The organism is Ruegeria sp. G10 (assembly GCF_056533645.1).
Window position 1 is genome coordinate 14,612 of the sequence record NZ_JBQFOQ010000018.1, and the last position, 18,120, is coordinate 32,731.

Consider the following 18,120-nt stretch of genomic DNA (forward strand, 5'->3'; position numbering starts at 1 on the left):
CGCCTCCTGTGGATGAGGCGACTATGACCTTCTGCGGCGGCGGCGGCCAGTGTTTTCGGCGTCGCCACCGCCGGTGTTGAAGGACGGCGCGGGCAGGGTGACCACCGAGGCCAGTTCCGGAAACGGATCGGTCTTGTGCGGGATAGCGTTCGCTGCAACGAAGTGTTCCTGAAACTTCGGCTCAATTGCAGTTTCCACCTTGGTGATCTCGCGCACGACACGCTCGATCTCGGCTCGCGCACCGATATTGCACAGCGCAATCCGCGCGCCGGTGCCTGCGGCGTTGCCTGCGCTTGAGACCTTGTCCAGCGGTGCGTCGGGGATCATGCCCAGAACCATCGCGTGCTTGGTCGAGATGTGCGCTCCGAAAGCTCCGGCCAGAACGACGCGATCCACACGGTCGACTTCCATCTCGTCCATCAGCAGGCGCGCACCGGCGTAGAGCGCTGATTTCGCCAGTTGGATCGCGCGGATATCGCCTTGGGTGACGGTGATGCGCGGACCGCCTTCGGCGCTGGCGTCGTGGATCAGATAGGCATGGGTACGGCCTTCGGGCACGCAGCGCGGGGTGCCGGTCTGCTCGGCTGATCCGATCAGGCCGCTTTCATCCAGCAACCCGGCGATGCGCATTTCGGCCACGGCTTCGATGATGCCCGAGCCACAGATGCCTGTGATTCCGGTGGTGGCGATGTCCTGATCAAAACCTTCCTCATCGGACCATTTCTCGGACCCGATGACGCGGAAGCGAGGTTCTTTGGTCTCGGGATCAATTTCGATCCGCTCAATAGCGCCGGGGGCAGCGCGCTGGCCCGAACTGATCTGCGCGCCCTCAAAGGCGGGACCTGTGGGCGAGGAACAGGCCAGAACGCGCTGGGTGTTGCCCAGCAGAATTTCGGCGTTTGTGCCCACATCGACGATCAGCACGAGGTCTTCGGACTTGCCGGGTTCTTCGGACAGCGCGACGGCGGCGCAGTCCGCGCCCACATGGCCCGCGATACAGGGCAGGATGTAAACTTGCGCACGGGGGTTCATGGTGGTCAGCTCCATCTCACGCGCAGGTAGGGACATGCTTTCCGATGTGGCCAGCGCAAAGGGGGCCTGACCCAGTTCCACCGGGTCCAGACCCAGCAGCAAGTGGTGCATGACCGGGTTGCAGACGAACACCGTTTCCACGATCAGGGCTGCATCAATCCCGGCCTCATCGGCGATCGAGGTGGTCAGATCGTTGATCGCCTCGCGCACCGCTTTGGTCATCTCGGCATCGCCGCCGGGGTTCATCATGGCATAGGACACCCGGCTCATCAGGTCTTCACCGAAGCGGATTTGCGGGTTCATCAGGCCTGAGGATGCCTTGACCTCGCCGGTTTCCAGATCGGTCAGGTGCGCGGCGATGGTGGTTGAGCCGAGGTCGATGGCCAGACCGTACAGCCCCTGTTCGTGCAGCCCAGGCCAGATTTCAACGATGCGGGCGACGCTGTCCTTGTGGCCTTTGTGAACGGCCACAGTGATCTCCCACTTACCCTTACGCAGAACAGGCTGCAGCTTGGACATCAGCGACAAGTCGGCCGTCACGGCGTCGATCTTCCACTGTTCGCGCAATGCGCGTTCCAGCCGCTCCAGATCGCCGGTGGGGGAATGCATGTCGGGTTCTTCCACCACCACGAAATACAGCCGCGTGGCCGGGTCCATGGTGATTGCACGGGCGGCGGCAGCCTTGCGGACGACCTGCCGGTGCACCTGGCTTTCGGGCGGCACGTCGATCACAACATCGCCTTGAACCGAGGCCTGACAGCCCAGACGGCGACCCGGCTTGAGGCCGCGCTTGTCGTCATAGCGCTGCTCGACCGCGTTCCATTCGCTCAGCGCGTCCTCAGAGACGGTCACGCCGTGCTTGGGAAACTCGCCATAGCTGGGCGTGATCTGACATTTCGAGCAAATCCCGCGCCCGCCACAGACCGAATCCAGATCGACGCCCAGCTGACGGGCAGCGGTCAGAATCGGCGTGCCGACGGGGAAGTGCCCGCGTTTGCCGGAGGGGGTGAAGACGACAAGAGGATCGGTGGTCATGAAAGGCCTGCCTTTGTATTCGCGCGTATGCGGCGGAAGATATGCGTTTGCGCGCAAAGGGAAAGGGCATTCAGCGGCACGTTTTGCACAGCTTGCGTCGTTTTCGGGCTTGGTAAAGCCCAACACGGAAAAACAACTTGGTTCAGGGCTTTCCCTTGGGTGAAATCCATGTAATAGGGTCACCGTCAAACGGGCTTTTGCATGGGGTTATCAGATGCAGATTCGTGAGGCACTCACCTTCGACGACGTTCTTCTTGTTCCGGGCGCATCTTCTGTGCTGCCGGCAACCGCGGATACGACCACACGCGTGACGCGTGAGATCACCATGAATATCCCTCTGCTGAGTTCAGCGATGGACACGGTGACCGAGGCGCGTATGGCCATTGCTATGGCGCAGGCCGGTGGCATCGGCGTGGTGCACAAGAACCTTTCGGTCGAGGAACAGGCCCGCGAAGTGCGCCGCGTGAAGCGCTTTGAATCCGGTATCGTGTATAACCCCGTGACCTTGCGCGCGGATCAAACGCTGGCCGATGCGCAGGCGCTCGTGGAACGGTACAATTTCACCGGTTTTCCCGTTGTTGATGAAAGCGGCCGGGTCGTGGGCATTGTGACCAATCGGGATATGCGTTTTGCGACCTCGGACGATACGCCGATTAAGGCGATGATGACCTCGGACAATCTGGCGATGCTGCAGGAACCGGCGGATTTGGAAGAGGCCAAAAGCCTGATGCGCGCCCGCCGGATCGAAAAGCTGCTTGTCGTTGATGGCGGCGGCAAGCTGACCGGTCTGCTGACGCTGAAAGACACCGAGCAGGCCGTGCTGAACCCAACCGCCTGTAAGGACCGCTTGGGTCGCCTGCGGGTGGCGGCGGCAACTTCGGTGGGCGATGCAGGGTTTGAACGGTCTGAACAGCTTGTGGATTCGGGCGTCGATATTATCGTCGTCGATACCGCGCATGGTCATTCGCAAGGGGTGCTGGATGCGGTGCGTCGGGTCAAGACGCTGTCGAACGAGGTTCAGATCATCGCTGGGAACGTCGCCACGGGCGAGGCAACCAAGGCGCTGATCGATGCGGGTGCGGATGCGATCAAGGTGGGGATCGGGCCAGGCTCGATCTGTACCACGCGTATGGTGGCCGGGGTCGGAGTGCCTCAGCTGACGGCGATCATGGATTGTGCAGCGGCGGCGGGTGATATTCCGGTCATCGCGGATGGCGGTATCAAGTTCTCTGGCGACTTCGCCAAAGCGATTGCGGCAGGGGCGTCCTGCGCCATGGTCGGCTCGATGATCGCAGGCACGGATGAAAGCCCGGGCGAGGTCATTCTGTACCAAGGCCGCTCGTTCAAATCCTATCGCGGCATGGGCAGTTTGGGTGCGATGGCGCGTGGCTCGGCGGATCGGTATTTCCAGAAGGACGCAGCCAACGACAAGCTGGTGCCCGAAGGGATCGAGGGGCAGGTGCCCTATAAGGGCTCGGCCAGCGCTGTGGTGCACCAACTGGTCGGCGGTCTGCGGGCGGCGATGGGTTACACAGGTTGCGCGACCGTTGATGAGATGCGCAAGAACTGCAATTTCGTCAAGATCACCGGCGCGGGACTGAAGGAAAGCCATGTGCATGACGTCCAGATCACCCGCGAAAGCCCGAACTATCGTGTGATGTGATCTTCGGGATTCGAAACGGTAATGACTCCGGCAGCGCGCGTTCAGGCCTCAATTGAGATTCTCGACGAGATTCTCTCGGGTGTCGCGGTTGAAAAAGCCCTGACCGGCTGGGCCCGGCGCAGCCGGTTCGCCGGGTCGAAAGATCGTGCGGCGATCCGGGACCATGTATTTGGCGCCCTGCGTTGCAAACGATCCTTCGCGGCGCTCGGCGGGGCGGAAACCGGGCGCGGGCTGATGATCGGAGCAATCCGTGCAGAATCCGGCGATCCCTCTGCCGTGTTCACGGGCAACAAGTTCGCACCAGCGCCCATCGCGTCCTCAGAGCAGGCGCGCCCTTTTGCCAGTGATGCCGAGCGCCTTGATATTCCCGAATGGCTCTGGCCTACGTTCAAAGGGTCATTGGCAGAAGAAACCGAGCAGGCAGCTCGGGCCTTGCAGACACGCGCACCCGTGCATTTGCGCGTCAACCGCGCAAAAGGTGACAGGGCGGCAGCGGCGCTTCGGCTGGCTGAGGACGGAATAGCGACGGCCCCGCATAGAGCCTGCAAGACCGCGCTTGAGGTGACAGAAGGTGAGCGCGGGGTTGCCCAAAGTACGGCTTATAAAACCGGGCTTGTCGAACTGCAGGATGCTGCAAGTCAGGCCGTGACTGCAGCGCTTGATCTGCACGCAGGCCTGCGTGTTCTGGACTACTGCGCGGGCGGAGGCGGCAAAAGCCTGGCGTTGGCCGCAGAGGGTGTTCAGGTGTTCGCCCATGATGCCAATCCGGCGCGGATGCGTGATCTTCCGGCGCGTGCGCAGCGTGCGGGCGTCAGTGTCACGCTCTTGTCGTCCGCGCAATTGGCTAAGCAAGCACCGTTTGACATTGTTTTGACCGACGTACCCTGTTCGGGAAGCGGTTCTTGGCGCCGCGCACCCGCTGGAAAATGGGCGCTAACACCCGAGCGTTTGCAGGAACTGACAGACCTTCAGGCCCGGATCCTGTCCGATGTTGTGCCGTTTGTGGCAACGGGTGGGGTGCTGGCATATGCGACATGCTCGATGCTGACGACCGAGAATGACGCTGTTGTGGATGCATTTTTGCACAACCATCCGGACTGGGTTTGCGGGTTGCGCAAATCGTGGCTGGTTTCACACGGTACCGACGGATTTTACACCGCTCACTTGACGAGAGCGTGAATTTGAAAAATCAACCATAAGCAGTTTAAGCCGTGAACTTGTTAAGCGGTGGTTAACCATTGCAGGCCGATATTGGTCAAAAATTGACTTAACACGAGCTGTTTATGTCCGAAATTTCTCAGTCCTTTCCTGACGCTGCGGGGCGTTGGGGTGGTGTACACTGGCGTTCTGTCTCACTTGGGGTGATCGCTCTGATTTTGTGCCTGCCTGCCGGGCTTGGTCTGGTTCCAGCTCCGTGGAGCGTAATGACCCTGACCGCGGGTTTGTCGTCGCTGGTTGTTGTTCTCTTTGAACTCGCGCGCAAATGGCATCAGAACCGGGCCAGCCAGCAAGCGCTGGCTTACATCTCGGCTTATCTTGATCATCAGACCACATCCAGCCTGATCGCCAGCGCAAGTGGACGTATCCTGAATGCCAATCTGCGCGCACGATCCTGCCTGAAAGCGACCGTTGGCGGACGTCTCGACATATGCCTGCGGTCCAGATTCGCGACCCCGGCTGCGGTTTTGACCAGTCTCCAGGCGCAGGCCAGGACACGGGGAAGGGCCGAGCGCGATATTGTCACGCGTGGTCAGACGATCTCGGTCGCGGTGACGCGGCTGGATGACGATTGCTTTTGCTGGCGCTTTGGGCCGCAACCAGCGTGCCGTGCTCGGGACATTCAGGCTCCGGTCCTGACGGTTGGTTGCGACGATGTGGTGTTGGGGGCAAACGACGCAGCGATACGCCTTCTTGGCCGCAGCCCCGTGACCATTGGCCAGGTGCTATCACCCGGTGCGCAGCCTGGCGTCCATCAGTTGCTGACCCCAGAGGGGCAAAGATCGGTGATTCTTTCGACCTTGCGGGAAAGCGACACGGTCCGGGATATCCTGTTGACGCCGGTTGATGTCGCTACTGCCGATCTTGATCCGGCGACGGTCGCCGAGCTTCCTGTTCCGGTCATGCGGCTTTCCGCCGACGGAGAAATTCTGGAAGCCAACCGATTGGCAGAGCAACTGATCGGAGACGTCGAACCCGGGGTTACCAATATCGAGACTATGATGCAGGGGCTTGGGTATCCGATCCGCGACTGGCTGAGCCGCGCGCTGGAACTGAACGCCACTCCGCGTTCGGAATTTCTGCGCCTGACGCGCCGGGATCAAGACGTGTTCGTACAGGTCACTCTGTCGCGTATCCAGCGCGAGGGCCAGGCAGCACTGATTGCTGTGCTCAACGATGCAACGGAGCTGAAGACACTTGAGGCGCAATTTGTTCAGGGTCAAAAAATGCAGGCGGTGGGCCAGCTTGCAGGTGGGGTTGCGCATGATTTCAACAATCTTCTGACCGCGATTTCGGGTCACTGCGATTTGCTGCTGCTGCGCCATGATCAAAACGATCCGGATTATGGGGACCTTGTGCAGATCAATCAGAACGCTAACCGCGCGGCGGCTCTGGTCAGCCAGTTGCTTGCGTTCTCGCGCAAGCAGACGTTGCGGCCCCAGACTCTGGACCTGCGGGATACGATCTCGGATTTGATTCATCTGCTGAACCGTCTGGTCGGTGAGAAGGTGCGCCTGACCCTCAGCCACGATCCCGTCCTTAAACCGGTATGCGCCGACAAGCGTCAGCTTGAGCAGGTTTTGATGAACCTCGTGGTCAACGCCCGCGACGCGATGCCCGAGGGTGGCGAGATCCGGATCGAGACCGAGGTGCTGTCCCTGGATCGGCCCTTCACCCGCGACCGGGCAACGGTACAGCCCGGCGAATATGTTACGGTGAAGGTGATCGACAGCGGCATCGGCATACCTACAGACAAGCTGCAAAAGGTGTTCGAGCCGTTCTATACCACCAAGCGCACGGGTGAAGGCACGGGGCTGGGCCTGTCCACCGTCTATGGAATCGTGAAGCAGACCGGTGGTTTCATTTTTGTCGACAGCGTGCTGGGTAAGGGGACAGAATTCATGGTCCTATTACCCGTCAGCACGCTGATCGTCAGCGAAGAACCTGCGGCACCCGTCGCTCTGGAAGAGCCGATTGCGCGTCAGGGTGAGGGCGTGGTTCTGCTTGTCGAAGACGAAGCGCCGGTGCGCGCCTTTGCAACACGCGCGCTGCGGCTGAAAGGATACACCGTGCTCGAGGCGGCCTCGGCCGAGGAGGCCTTGCACCTGCTTGAAGACACGGATTTGTCTGTCGATGTCTTCGTGACTGATGTGGTCATGCCCGGTATGGATGGCCCAAGTTGGGTCCGTCAGGCGCGTGAGACGCGCCCTGATGTGCGGGTGGTGTTCATGTCAGGCTATACAGAAGGTGCTTTCAGTGAGTCCGGCCCAGAGCTTGAGAATTCCGCTTTTCTGCCCAAACCGTTCTCACTGACGCAACTGACCGAAGCGGTTTATCAGCAATTGAGTTAGCGCGCCGCCTGATACAGTGCGAATTCGGCGGCATGTCGTTTGCGGAACCGCCGTTCGGTCTCTGCAGCAAGATCCAAAGGCCGTTCCGGTGAGACATTCGTGCGTTCTAGGTGGATATCGCAGTTCAGACGATCCTGCAAAAAAGACCGTATCGCGTCCTGGTTTTCGTATTTGAACAAGTGATCAACGTCAGCGCCGGTTTTGCGCGGGCGCAGAAAGTCACTCTGGGATCCGACATCGGCAAAGGGCGCGGTTGGGGACGCCATATAGGCGTTCAGAAAATCGTCGAAACTCAGCGTGTGGGTGGCATGCGCATGCCCCTGCCGTTCCGGCCGCGAGCGGTATCGATACCAACTGCCCAGCCAGTCTATGGGTTCGCGTATGACAGCCATCACCTCCATCTCGGTGTCGAAGATTTTGCGGAACATGGACTGAAAGAACCTGTCATAGCGACGCAGGTTTGCATGTTTCAGGTCTGTCGGACCGGAAATTACGATATCAGCCCGGTCGCGCAGGGCTTCCTGATAGGCGGTACTACCGGTTTTGGGCACAGACAACAGCGCAAGACGCTCTTTGTAAAAAACCAGCATTTCTCTTTTCTCTTCAACGCTTTTCGTGTCGCAGATTGTCGTAAACGACTCTTTAACACAATTGCTCAACAGTGGGTTTCGTAAGTTTTAGTTGAAATGTTCTCTTTTTGGTCCCATAAGGAACAAGAGGCGAACAAAGCAGCGATTGCCGCCCGTCAAAGGGTGTGACAAAAGGGATAGTGACAGGACAATGGCGGATCTTCTGACAATGAGCGACAAGAAAAACGCAGACAAGCAAAAGGCGCTCGACAGCGCTTTGGCCCAGATCGAACGACAGTTCGGCAAGGGCTCGATCATGAAGCTGGGCGAGGATTCCAAGCAGGATATCGAGGCTAGCTCGACCGGCTCCCTCGGGCTGGATATCGCGCTGGGAATCGGCGGTCTGCCAATGGGGCGGATTGTTGAGATTTACGGGCCTGAAAGCTCGGGTAAAACCACGCTGACGCTGCATTGTATTGCGGAACAGCAGAAGCGCGGTGGTGTTTGCGCGTTCGTTGACGCGGAACATGCACTGGACCCGCAATATGCGCGCAAGCTGGGCGTTGATCTGGACGAGTTGCTGATCTCACAGCCCGATACCGGTGAACAGGCGTTGGAGATTACTGACACTCTGGTGCGCTCGGGCGCGGTGAATATGGTCGTGGTCGACTCGGTGGCGGCACTAACGCCGAAATCCGAGCTTGAGGGCGACATGGGCGACAGCAATGTGGGTGTTCAGGCGCGTCTTATGAGCCAGGCAATGCGCAAACTGACGGGTTCGATCAGCCGCTCGAACTGTATGGTGATCTTCATCAACCAGATCAGGATGAAGATCGGCGTGATGTTTGGCAGCCCCGAGACCACAACAGGCGGTAACGCGCTGAAATTCTACAGCTCGGTCCGGCTGGATATTCGTCGTATCGGGGCGATCAAGGATCGGGATGAAGTGGTTGGCAACCAGACCCGTGTGAAGGTCGTCAAGAACAAGGTGGCACCGCCGTTCAAGCAGGTGGAATTCGACATCATGTATGGCGAAGGCATCAGCAAGATGGGTGAACTGCTGGATCTGGGCGTAAAGGCCGGTGTGGTCGAGAAGTCGGGTTCGTGGTTCAGCTATGGTGATGAACGGATCGGGCAGGGACGCGAGAACGCAAAGCAATACCTGCGTGACAATGGTCGCGTCGCGTTCGAGATTGAAGATAAGATTCGCGCTGCGCATGGCTTGGATTTCGACATGCCACCACAAGCGGAAGAGGATGATATCCTCGAGGCTTGAGACAGTCGCTGACGGGAACAGCAGAAATCCCCCGGCACCCCGATGGTGCTGAGAATATCTGGAACAGGGCGGTCCATCAGGGCCGCCTTGTTTCGTTTCAGGCACCTACGATGCCGTGAGATAGTTGCTTATCCCAAGGGCGGCCCCTCTATCCTGTGGACTATCCTTTGGGACAGGGATAAACCCATGAGCGAACAAGATGATTGCGCGCCGAGAGAGCCCAAATGCCCACGCTGAACGATATCCGATCAACCTTTCTGAACTATTTCGCCAAGCAGGGGCACGAGGTGGTCGCGTCCAGCCCGCTGGTGCCGCGTAATGACCCGACGCTGATGTTCGTGAACTCGGGCATGGTGCAGTTCAAGAACCTGTTCACCGGCGTTGAAACGCGCGACTACAGCCGCGCCACAACTGCGCAAAAATGCGTGCGGGCAGGGGGCAAGCACAACGATCTGGACAATGTGGGCTACACCGCTCGCCATCATACATTCTTTGAAATGCTGGGGAATTTCTCGTTCGGGGACTATTTCAAGCATGATGCCATCCCGTTCGCCTGGGAGTTGATCACCAAGGAATTCGGGATCGACAAGAACCGCCTGTTGACCACCGTTTACCATACGGATGATGAAGCATTCGAGATCTGGAAAAAGGTCGGCGTTCCCGAAGACAGGATCATCCGCATCGCCACCAATGACAACTTCTGGCAGATGGGCCCGACCGGTCCTTGCGGTCCCTGTACCGAGATTTTCTATGATCACGGCGATCATATCTGGGGCGGCCCTCCGGGTTCAGCCGAGGAAGATGGCGACCGGTTCATCGAAATCTGGAACATCGTTTTCATGCAGAACGAGCAGTTCGAGGACGGCTCGATGGTGGAACTCGACATGCAGTCGATCGACACCGGCATGGGGCTGGAGCGGATCGGCGCGCTGCTGCAGGGCAGCCATGACAATTACGATACCGATCTGTTCAAAACACTGATCGAGGCATCGGCTGAGGCGACAGGCGTCGATCCTTACGGCGATCAGAACGTGCATCATCGCGTGATCGCGGATCACTTGCGCTCGACATCCTTCCTGATCGCGGATGGTGTCATGCCCAGCAATGATGGGCGTGGATATGTTCTGCGCCGGATCATGCGACGCGCGATGCGCCATGCGCATCTGCTGGGCGCGAAGGACCCGGTGATGCACCAGCTGGTGCCGACGCTGGTGCGATTGATGGGCGCTCAGTACTCGGAACTGGGGCAGGCCCAACCGCTGATCGAAGAAACACTGCTGTTGGAAGAGACGCGGTTCAAGCAAACGCTCGACCGTGGACTCAAACTGCTCGACGATGAGGTGGCTGGACTGCCAAAAGGCGCGGCATTGCCCGGCGATGCGGCGTTCAAGCTGTATGACACCTATGGATTCCCGTTGGACCTGACGCAAGATGCCCTGCGAGAGAAGGGGCTGACCGTCGACACCGATGGATTCGATGCTGCGATGGCCGAGCAAAAGGCCAAGGCCCGTGCCGCATGGGCGGGGTCTGGTGAATCCGCTGACCAGGCTGTTTGGTTCGATGTGCTCGATACCGCCGGGGCCACTGACTTTCTGGGCTACGATACAGAGCAGGCCGAGGGACAGATTGCGGCGCTGGTCGTTGACGGTGCGCTGGTGGACAAGATCGAAACGGGCGGCACGGGGTGGGCTGTTGTCAACCAGACGCCGTTCTATGGCGAGGCCGGCGGTCAGGTTGGCGACACGGGCGAAATTCGCCGTCTGGACGAACGCGCGCATGTCTCACGCGTTGAAGACACCAAGAAATTCGCCGATGGGAAGGTCTATGCGCATAAGATTGTGGTGGATCAGGGCATGCTGTCCAAAGGCGATGCTGTCGAGCTTGCTGTTGATCACACCCGTCGTACCGCGATCCGCGCAAACCACTCGGCCACGCACCTTCTGCATGAGGCGCTTCGTGAAACGCTTGGCGACCATGTGGCGCAGCGTGGGTCGCTCAATGCCGCCGAGCGTCTGCGGTTCGATTTCAGCCACGCCAAGGCGCTGACCTTGGACGAAATCCAAAAGGTTGAGCGGGAGGTGAACGATTTCATCCGCCAGAATTCACCCGTTGAAACCCGCATCATGACCCCGGACGACGCGCGTGCACTGGGGGCGCAGGCGTTGTTTGGCGAAAAATACGGTGACGAGGTGCGCGTTGTTTCTATGGGCAAGGCGCCGACCGGCAAAGGGCAGGATGGCGAGACGTGGTCGATCGAGCTTTGCGGCGGGACGCATGTGCGTCAGACCGGCGATATCGGTACGTTTGTCGTACTGGGCGACAGCGCCAGCAGTGCGGGTGTGCGGCGGATTGAAGCTCTGACCGGGGATGAGGCGTTCAAATACCTGTCTGCACAGGATCACCGTTTGGGTGCGATCGCGCTTGAGCTGAGAGCGCAGCCAGATGATGTGGTGGCGCGTGTGAAATCGTTGCTGGACGAACGCAAGGCACTGCAGAACGAAGTGGCCCAGCTGCGCCGCGATCTGGCCATGGCCGGGGGTGCCGGACAGGGCGGCGGTGCCGATGCCCGCGAGGTCAACGGTGTTGCATTCTTTGCGCAATCTCTGACCGGTGTATCCGGAAAAGACTTACCTGCGCTGATTGACGAGCACAAAACCCGCCTGGGATCAGGGGCTGTATTGCTGATCGCGGACACGGGCGGCAAGGCGGCAGTGGCCGCTGGTGTGACGCAGGATTTGATCGAAAAGCTGTCCGCGGTTGATCTGGTCAAGGCGGCGGTCGCGGAACTCGGCGGTAAGGGCGGTGGCGGCCGACCGGACATGGCGCAGGGTGGTGGCAAGGATGCTTCGAACGCAGATGCGGCCATCAAGGCTGCCGAGCAGGTATTGGGAGGATAAGATGCCAGCACTCTGGATCGCGCATGTCACGGTAACTGATGCGGACGCCTACGGAAAATATGCTGAGCTGGCGGGCCCTGCTATCGCGGCCCATGGCGGAGAGTTTATCGCCCGTGCCGCGCGCTATGTCCAGCTGGAAGGCAAAGAGCGGCCAAGAAATGTGGTCGCGCGTTTCCCATCGGTGGAAGCGGCGGTGGAGTGTTATCACTCGGCCGAATATCAGAAGGCGCTGGATCACGCACGCGGGGCCAGCGAGCGAGAACTGGTCGTCGTTGAAATCACTGATTGAGAATCACCTTTGGACCTGGATCTCCGCGAGCTCGTTGAAACCGATCACGAGAATGTGTGTTATCGCTTAGACTGTATGGCCGGCTTTTATGCCCCGCAAAGTCAAATTATTACAATGTCTTACGTCACGATTTTAAAGTGGAGATCGGGCCAAATGTGACGCCCGCGCCATGATCCTGCGCGGAAATCGTCACAAAAAATGACGAATTTCCGCCGCTTTTCCCCCTCAGCTTCAACATGAGATTGCGTGCGACCCGCTGTTCACGGATATTTTCCAGTGAGCAGATAGGGTTCTGAGCCACGCTGATCGGTTTGATTGAACAGAGCTCGAGGGACTGGGATGGATTGGATTAGCACGAAGCTAAGGGTCGCAGGTAACGGCGTCGTTCGATTTGGCGGTGCGTGCGCGATGTCTCTGCTGCTATGTGGGTCTGCGTTCTTCGCTACAAGCGCAGAAGCACGCGATGGCGCATTCATTCCGGTTGTTGCTGCGTCGCCCCCACCATCTGGTGCGGTTCAGTTGTGCCGGCAATACGCATGGGCTTGCGCGCACAAAGCAGTGGCTTCCATGTCCGGTGCTCAAGAGATGAAACTGGTCAAGCAGATCAACCGACGCGTCAATGCCTCGACGCGCGAGGTGACAGACCAGTCTCAATACAGAATGCGAGAGCACTGGGCGCTTCCCACCTCGCGTGGCGGAGATTGTGAAGATTTTGCGTTGCTTAAGAAACGAGATCTTGTAAATGCGGGAATCGACCCGCGTCGCCTTTTGATCGCAACGGTTTTGGACTCACGTAGGAACCCCCATGCGGTCTTGGTGTATCGCTCTGATCAGGGCGATTTGGTTCTCGACAACTTGACGAACCGCATCAAACCCTGGTCAGAGACCCGTTATCTCTTTTTGCGTATGCAGAACCCAAATCAGCCGCGCAAGTGGGTTGGTGTATACGGTCGCAGCTAAGCACTGCTTGGTATCAGACGCCTAGATAATCAACCAATTGAATGAGAGTCGCTTTGCACTTCCCTCATTCTCTTTGGTTTTGTGGGCGTGATCATTGCACTCGGGATCGCGAAATCGCAAGGCTACTTCTGAACTAGACCGATGGTCTTTGTTTCGGTCTTTGTCTCGGTCTTTGTTTCAGTCTCTGTTTCAGTTTTTGTTTCAGACTTTGTATCGGTCTGCGTTTCAGACTTTGTATCAGTCTGCTTTTCAGATTCTTTTTCAGGACCACTACCCGATGGACTGCCGCCACCAGGGCTACCATTGCCACTTGGATCGTTAGAGCTCGGGCTACCACGATTTTCATCTGCCGGACCATCGCCAGAGCGCTGCTGGGCAACGCCAACGGAGGCTGTGGGAAGGTCGGTCAGCAGCGCAGCGAAAGCTGGGCAGTCAAGAAAGGTCTGTTCCAGGATTGATTCAAAATCAGCGCGGCGCTGGATGTATCTCAGCATTTGCGAACTAACGATGTCGCAAGCGCATAGCGTGGTTGAAGAGACCGACTGCCGCGCCGTTTTCACGGTGCACATTTCCGAAGCTTGCGCGGTGCCGGTTGAGAGAAAGGGGAATGTTGCAGAAACAAAAACAAAAGATAACAGGGTGGACTTGATGCGCATGGCGCCTCTCCTTGGTACTCATTAACTACGTTGCGTATATCGCCCCGCCGTCACAGTTTGAACATAAATTGGGCATCTTTCTGCGCGTTTTTTGCTGGGCGGGGAAGTGGCTCAAATCCGGAAAATGCGACTGCTTGCAGAAAAAGCAATAAAAAACAAAAAGAAAGCCCAGCCTGCGGCTGAGCTTTCCGGATTTCTTGGATGCGAGAAATGACGCAAAATTGCCACGATTGGGTCATTGTTTCCAATCTGTGAACCAGATTACTGCGCCTTCTAAGCGGATTTAGACATCCTTTTGCGTTCATGCGGATCGAGGTAGCGTTTGCGCAGGCGTATAGCGTTTGGCGTGACCTCGACCAGCTCGTCATCGTCGATATAGGCGATGGCTTCTTCCAGTGAGAACTGGATATGCGGCGTCAGGCGTACCGCATCGTCCGAACCGCTGGCGCGCACGTTGGTCAGCTTTTTGCCTTTCAGTGGGTTCACCTCAAGGTCGTTGTCGCGCGAGTGCTCGCCGATCACCATGCCCTGATAGACATCGGCCTGCGGGCCCACGAACATGCGGCCGCGCTCTTCAAGGTTCCATAGGGCGTAGGCCACGGCCTGACCGTTTTCCATCGAGATCAGAACGCCGGCGCGGCGACCAGGGATCGGGCCTTTGTGCGCTGCCCATCCGTGGAACACGCGGTTTAGAACACCGGTCCCGCGCGTGTCGGTCAGGAATTCGCCGTGATAGCCGATCAAGCCGCGCGAGGGCACGTGCGCAATAATGCGGGTCTTGCCTGCGCCTGCGGGGCGCATCTCGGCCAGTTCACCTTTGCGGGCGCCGGTTATCTTTTCGATCACCGAGCCGGAATACTCGTCATCTACGTCGATGGTGACTTCTTCGATGGGCTCAAGGCGCTGGCCGTCTTCTTCGCGGAACAGAACCTGCGGGCGCGAGATGCTCAGTTCGAAGCCTTCCCGGCGCATATTCTCGATCAGGACACCCATCTGCAGTTCGCCACGCCCCGCGACCTCGAACGCTTCGCCACCGGGGGTGTCGGTGATGCGGATTGCGACATTCGATTCGGCCTCTTTCATCAGCCGGTCGCGGATCACGCGGGACTGAACCTTTTTGCCGTCACGACCGGCCAAGGGCGAGTCGTTGATGCCGAAGGTGACGGTGATGGTCGGCGGATCGATGGGCTGTGCGGGCAGGGCCTCGTCGACCTGCGGGGCGACCAACGAATCCGCGACGGTGGCTTTGCTCATGCCTGCGATGGTCACGATGTCACCCGCTTCGGCCACGTCGATGGGTTGCTGCGCCAGACCACGGAAGGCCAGAATTTTCGACGCGCGGAAGTTCTCGATCAGCGAACCGTCCCGGCTGAGCGCCTTGAGGGTGTCGCCCGCTTTAAGCGTGCCGCTTTCCACACGACCGGTCAGGATGCGACCGATGAACGGGTCGCTGCCCAGCGTCGTGGCGAGCATGCGGAACGGCTCGTTCTTTTTTTCGATCTGTTTGGGGGCGGGAACGTGATCGACGATCAGGTCGAACAGGGCGGTCAGGTCCTTGCGCGGGCCATCCAGCTCCATATCGGCCCAGCCCGAGCGCCCCGAGGCATACATGGCGGGGAAATCCAACTGGTCGTCGTCTGCGCCGAGGTTGGCGAAAAGGTCAAAGCACTCATCCAGCGCGCGGTCGGGCTCGGCATCGGGTTTGTCGACCTTATTCAGCACCACGATCGGGCGCAGCCCCAGTGCCAGCGCCTTGGAGGTGACAAACTTGGTCTGCGGCATTGGACCTTCGGCGGCGTCAACCAGCAGGACCACGCCGTCAACCATGCTGAGAATCCGCTCAACCTCACCACCGAAATCGGCGTGGCCCGGGGTGTCGACGATGTTGATGCGCGTGTCTTTCCACTCGACGCTGGTCGCTTTGGCGAGAATGGTAATGCCACGCTCGCGCTCCAGATCGTTGCTGTCCATGGCGCGTTCCGCCACGGCCTGATTTTCCCGGAACGCTCCGGATTGTTTGAGCAGCTCATCCACCAGGGTCGTCTTGCCGTGGTCCACGTGAGCGATGATTGCGATATTGCGCAGGTCCATGAGAGGTCAGCCTTTGAACGGGAAGTTGACGCGCGCATAGCGCGGCGCGGCGAAATATACCAGCCCTAACCGGTAGCCAGCGGGCTGCCGCGCCCTAAAACAGACCGTTGATCGGCAAACGAGCCAGATCATCAAAGGCCCGAAGTGCGCGGCGCAAGCTACCGAGACGCAAATGCAACGTTTGCGCCAGATGCTGTCAGTCCGCCATGCGAAACCTTCTGGATCCGCAAATGACCAAAGGTCAGGTAAACCTTACTATTCGCGCCACCGAAATGCGTGCTATCCACTGTGTTGTTTTTAGTGTTTTTTTAACGAGTTTGAGTTGATGACGACTTTTGCAAAATCCGTCATAATCGTTTCGGTTCTGATTGTGGCGCTCGGGTGGCTTGCAGACGGGGGGTCCGTCGACATTGATGCAGCCCAATTTGTTGATCGGTATATCGGGGTTTTGGTTTAAGCGCCCGCCGAGCGATTAAAAAAGGAGCTCTCAGGGCTCCTTTTTTCTTTTCCTACTGCTTTTCGATCGCTTTCAGTTTCGATCGATGCTCGGTCAGCTTCTGAACGACGAACTGGCGCGCTTTGCGTTCGGCCAGGCGAACGCGGATTTCGGTCAGGAACGCTTCCTCCAGGGATTGCGAGGCGGCACCCAGCACATCCCCAACCTCAACGAAAAAGCGCTCTTCGCCCGTTTCATCCATGACTTTCATCGTGTCCTCGGCCAACTTGGCGGCAAGGGTGTTGATGGTGTCGGACATCAGCGTGTGTTCTCGGTCAAGCGGCGTTTCACGTAATCCGTCACATCGGTCATCAGCGTATCCATGTGACGTTCCTGGAAAAAGTGATCCGCACCCTCGACCTCGTTATGAGTGATGGTGATGCCCTTTTGCTCGTGCAGTTTGCCAACCAGCGACGCGGTGTCGGCAGGCGGAGCCACCCGGTCGGCCGAGCCGTTGATGATCAGGCCCGAAGACGGGCAGGGCGCGAGGAACGAGAAGTCATACATGTTCGCGGGCGGCGAGACACTGATGAAGCCGGTGATCTCGGGGCGGCGCATCAGCAGTTGCATCCCGATCCATGCGCCGAACGAGAATCCGGCGACCCAGCAGTGTTTCGAGTTGTTGTTCATCGACTGCAGGTAATCCAGCGCAGAGGCGGCATCGCTCAGCTCTCCAACGCCCTGATCGTATTCGCCCTGGCTGCGGCCAACACCGCGGAAGTTAAAGCGCAGCACCGTAAAGCCCATGTTGTAAAAGGCGTAGTGCAGGTTGTAGACCACCTTGTTGTTCATGGTCCCGCCAAATTGAGGATGCGGGTGCAGGACGATGGCGATCGGTGCGTCTTTTTCCTTTTGCGGGTGGTAGCGGCCTTCCAGGCGGCCTTCGGGTCCGGGAAAAATCACCTCGGGCATGTGTGCTTTCGTCCTGTTTTTTACCGTGTTGGTCCCGGGATTATCTTGACGGTAATCGTCGGGTACTTTAGAACGGTTCTAATTGCATCTGTGTCGCGCAAATACGCTGTCAGTGGGAGATACGCACTGGTCGCGGCGGCGTCAATGTTTTCGCGCGGTTCTTGCCGAGAGGGAATGAAATGAAGCTGTCGACAAAGGGTCGCTATGCGATGGTGGCGCTGGCTGATATTGCGCTACAGCCGTCTGACAAGCTGGTGACGCTGGGTGAGATTTCCGAGCGTCAGGATATCTCGTTGCCGTATCTCGAACAGTTGTTCGTCAAGCTGCGCCGGGCCGAGCTGGTGGCGTCGGTGCGTGGACCCGGCGGTGGCTATCGTTTGGCGCGCCCCGCTTCCGACATACGCGTGGTTGAGGTTTTGGCGGCAGTGGATGAAACCGTTGATGCGATGCACAAAGGTGCGGGGGCGTCGGGGGGCTCGTCCGGCAGCCGTGCGCAATCGCTGACCAACCGGTTGTGGGAAAGCCTTAGCGCGAATGTCTATGTGTTCTTGCATCAGACTCGTCTGTCAGACGTCATCATGAACGATCTGGCCCCATGTCCGGCGGTGCCGAACCTGTTTGCAGTCGTGGACGATTGATTTGATGGGACCTGTGCGCGCGCTTCTACGCCTGACA

14 protein-coding genes are annotated in these 18,120 nt (G+C 58.7%); 8 read left to right on the forward strand and 6 right to left on the reverse strand.

Translation table 11 applies throughout. The features are described 5' to 3' along the window. Positions 1-21: 21 nt before the first annotated feature. Positions 22-2,067, reverse strand: a complete 2,046-nt coding sequence (locus tag ACR0KM_RS20020; RefSeq protein ID WP_480861503.1) for an ASKHA domain-containing protein — start codon at positions 2,065-2,067, stop codon at positions 22-24. Between the two features lie 214 nt (positions 2,068-2,281). Between ACR0KM_RS20020 and guaB the strand changes: the two genes are divergently transcribed. From guaB to ACR0KM_RS20035, 3 genes are all read left to right on the forward strand, one after another. Next, positions 2,282-3,730 carry an IMP dehydrogenase gene (gene guaB, locus ACR0KM_RS20025; RefSeq protein ID WP_480822365.1) on the forward strand — a complete coding sequence of 483 codons (1,449 nt, stop codon included), beginning with the start codon at positions 2,282-2,284 and terminating at the stop codon, positions 3,728-3,730. 21 nt (positions 3,731-3,751) lie between these two features. Then, entirely contained in the window at positions 3,752-4,909 is a 1,158-nt protein-coding gene (locus ACR0KM_RS20030) for an RsmB/NOP family class I SAM-dependent RNA methyltransferase (RefSeq protein WP_480861502.1), read from the forward strand. Positions 4,910-5,013: 104 nt separating this feature from the next. Then, entirely contained in the window at positions 5,014-7,299 is a 2,286-nt protein-coding gene (locus ACR0KM_RS20035; RefSeq protein WP_480861501.1) for an ATP-binding protein, read from the forward strand. Here ACR0KM_RS20035 and ACR0KM_RS20040 read toward each other — a convergent pair. Then, entirely contained in the window at positions 7,296-7,889 is a 594-nt protein-coding gene (locus tag ACR0KM_RS20040; RefSeq protein WP_480861500.1) for a gamma-glutamyl kinase, read from the reverse strand. The two genes, ACR0KM_RS20035 and ACR0KM_RS20040, sit on opposite strands and share 4 nt — an antisense overlap. Before the next feature lie 190 nt (positions 7,890-8,079). Between ACR0KM_RS20040 and recA the strand changes: the two genes are divergently transcribed. The 4 genes from recA to ACR0KM_RS20060 all read left to right on the forward strand — a co-directional run bounded on the left by recA (position 8,080) and on the right by ACR0KM_RS20060 (position 13,290). Continuing rightward, on the forward strand, positions 8,080-9,144 hold the full coding sequence (gene recA, locus ACR0KM_RS20045) for a recombinase RecA (RefSeq protein ID WP_480822357.1): 1,065 nt from the start codon (positions 8,080-8,082) through the stop codon (positions 9,142-9,144). Between the two features lie 224 nt (positions 9,145-9,368). Then, the gene (gene alaS / locus ACR0KM_RS20050) at positions 9,369-12,041 is read left to right on the forward strand and encodes an alanine--tRNA ligase (RefSeq protein WP_480861499.1); all 2,673 of its coding nucleotides are present in this window, start codon (positions 9,369-9,371) and stop codon (positions 12,039-12,041) included. Between the two features lies 1 nt (position 12,042). Further along, the gene (locus ACR0KM_RS20055; protein WP_480822353.1) at positions 12,043-12,330 is read left to right on the forward strand and encodes a DUF1330 domain-containing protein; all 288 of its coding nucleotides are present in this window, start codon (positions 12,043-12,045) and stop codon (positions 12,328-12,330) included. Between the two features lie 408 nt (positions 12,331-12,738). After that, on the forward strand, positions 12,739-13,290 hold the full coding sequence (locus ACR0KM_RS20060) for a transglutaminase-like cysteine peptidase (RefSeq protein ID WP_480843352.1): 552 nt from the start codon (positions 12,739-12,741) through the stop codon (positions 13,288-13,290). A gap of 122 nt (positions 13,291-13,412) precedes the next feature. Here ACR0KM_RS20060 and ACR0KM_RS20065 read toward each other — a convergent pair whose 3' ends face one another. The 4 genes from ACR0KM_RS20065 to ACR0KM_RS20080 form a co-directional block, all read right to left on the reverse strand. After that, the gene (locus ACR0KM_RS20065) at positions 13,413-13,946 is read right to left on the reverse strand and encodes a hypothetical protein (RefSeq protein WP_480861497.1); all 534 of its coding nucleotides are present in this window, start codon (positions 13,944-13,946) and stop codon (positions 13,413-13,415) included. Between the two features lie 273 nt (positions 13,947-14,219). Beyond that, a complete protein-coding gene (gene typA, locus ACR0KM_RS20070; protein ID WP_480822347.1) occupies positions 14,220-16,037 on the reverse strand; it encodes a translational GTPase TypA in 1,818 nt (605 codons plus the stop codon). A gap of 509 nt (positions 16,038-16,546) precedes the next feature. Beyond that, the gene (locus tag ACR0KM_RS20075; RefSeq protein WP_480861496.1) at positions 16,547-16,792 is read right to left on the reverse strand and encodes a hypothetical protein; all 246 of its coding nucleotides are present in this window, start codon (positions 16,790-16,792) and stop codon (positions 16,547-16,549) included. Further along, positions 16,792-17,445 (reverse strand): alpha/beta hydrolase, encoded by a 654-nt coding sequence (locus ACR0KM_RS20080; RefSeq protein WP_480822343.1) that lies wholly within the window; start codon positions 17,443-17,445, stop codon positions 16,792-16,794. Before ACR0KM_RS20080 ends, ACR0KM_RS20075 begins: the two co-directional genes overlap by 1 nt. Before the next feature lie 179 nt (positions 17,446-17,624). Here ACR0KM_RS20080 and iscR point away from each other — a divergent pair, with 179 nt between their 5' ends. Further along, complete coding sequence (gene iscR / locus ACR0KM_RS20085; RefSeq protein WP_480822341.1) at positions 17,625-18,083, forward strand: Fe-S cluster assembly transcriptional regulator IscR; 459 nt, start codon at positions 17,625-17,627, stop codon at positions 18,081-18,083. Positions 18,084-18,120 lie beyond the last annotated feature (37 nt).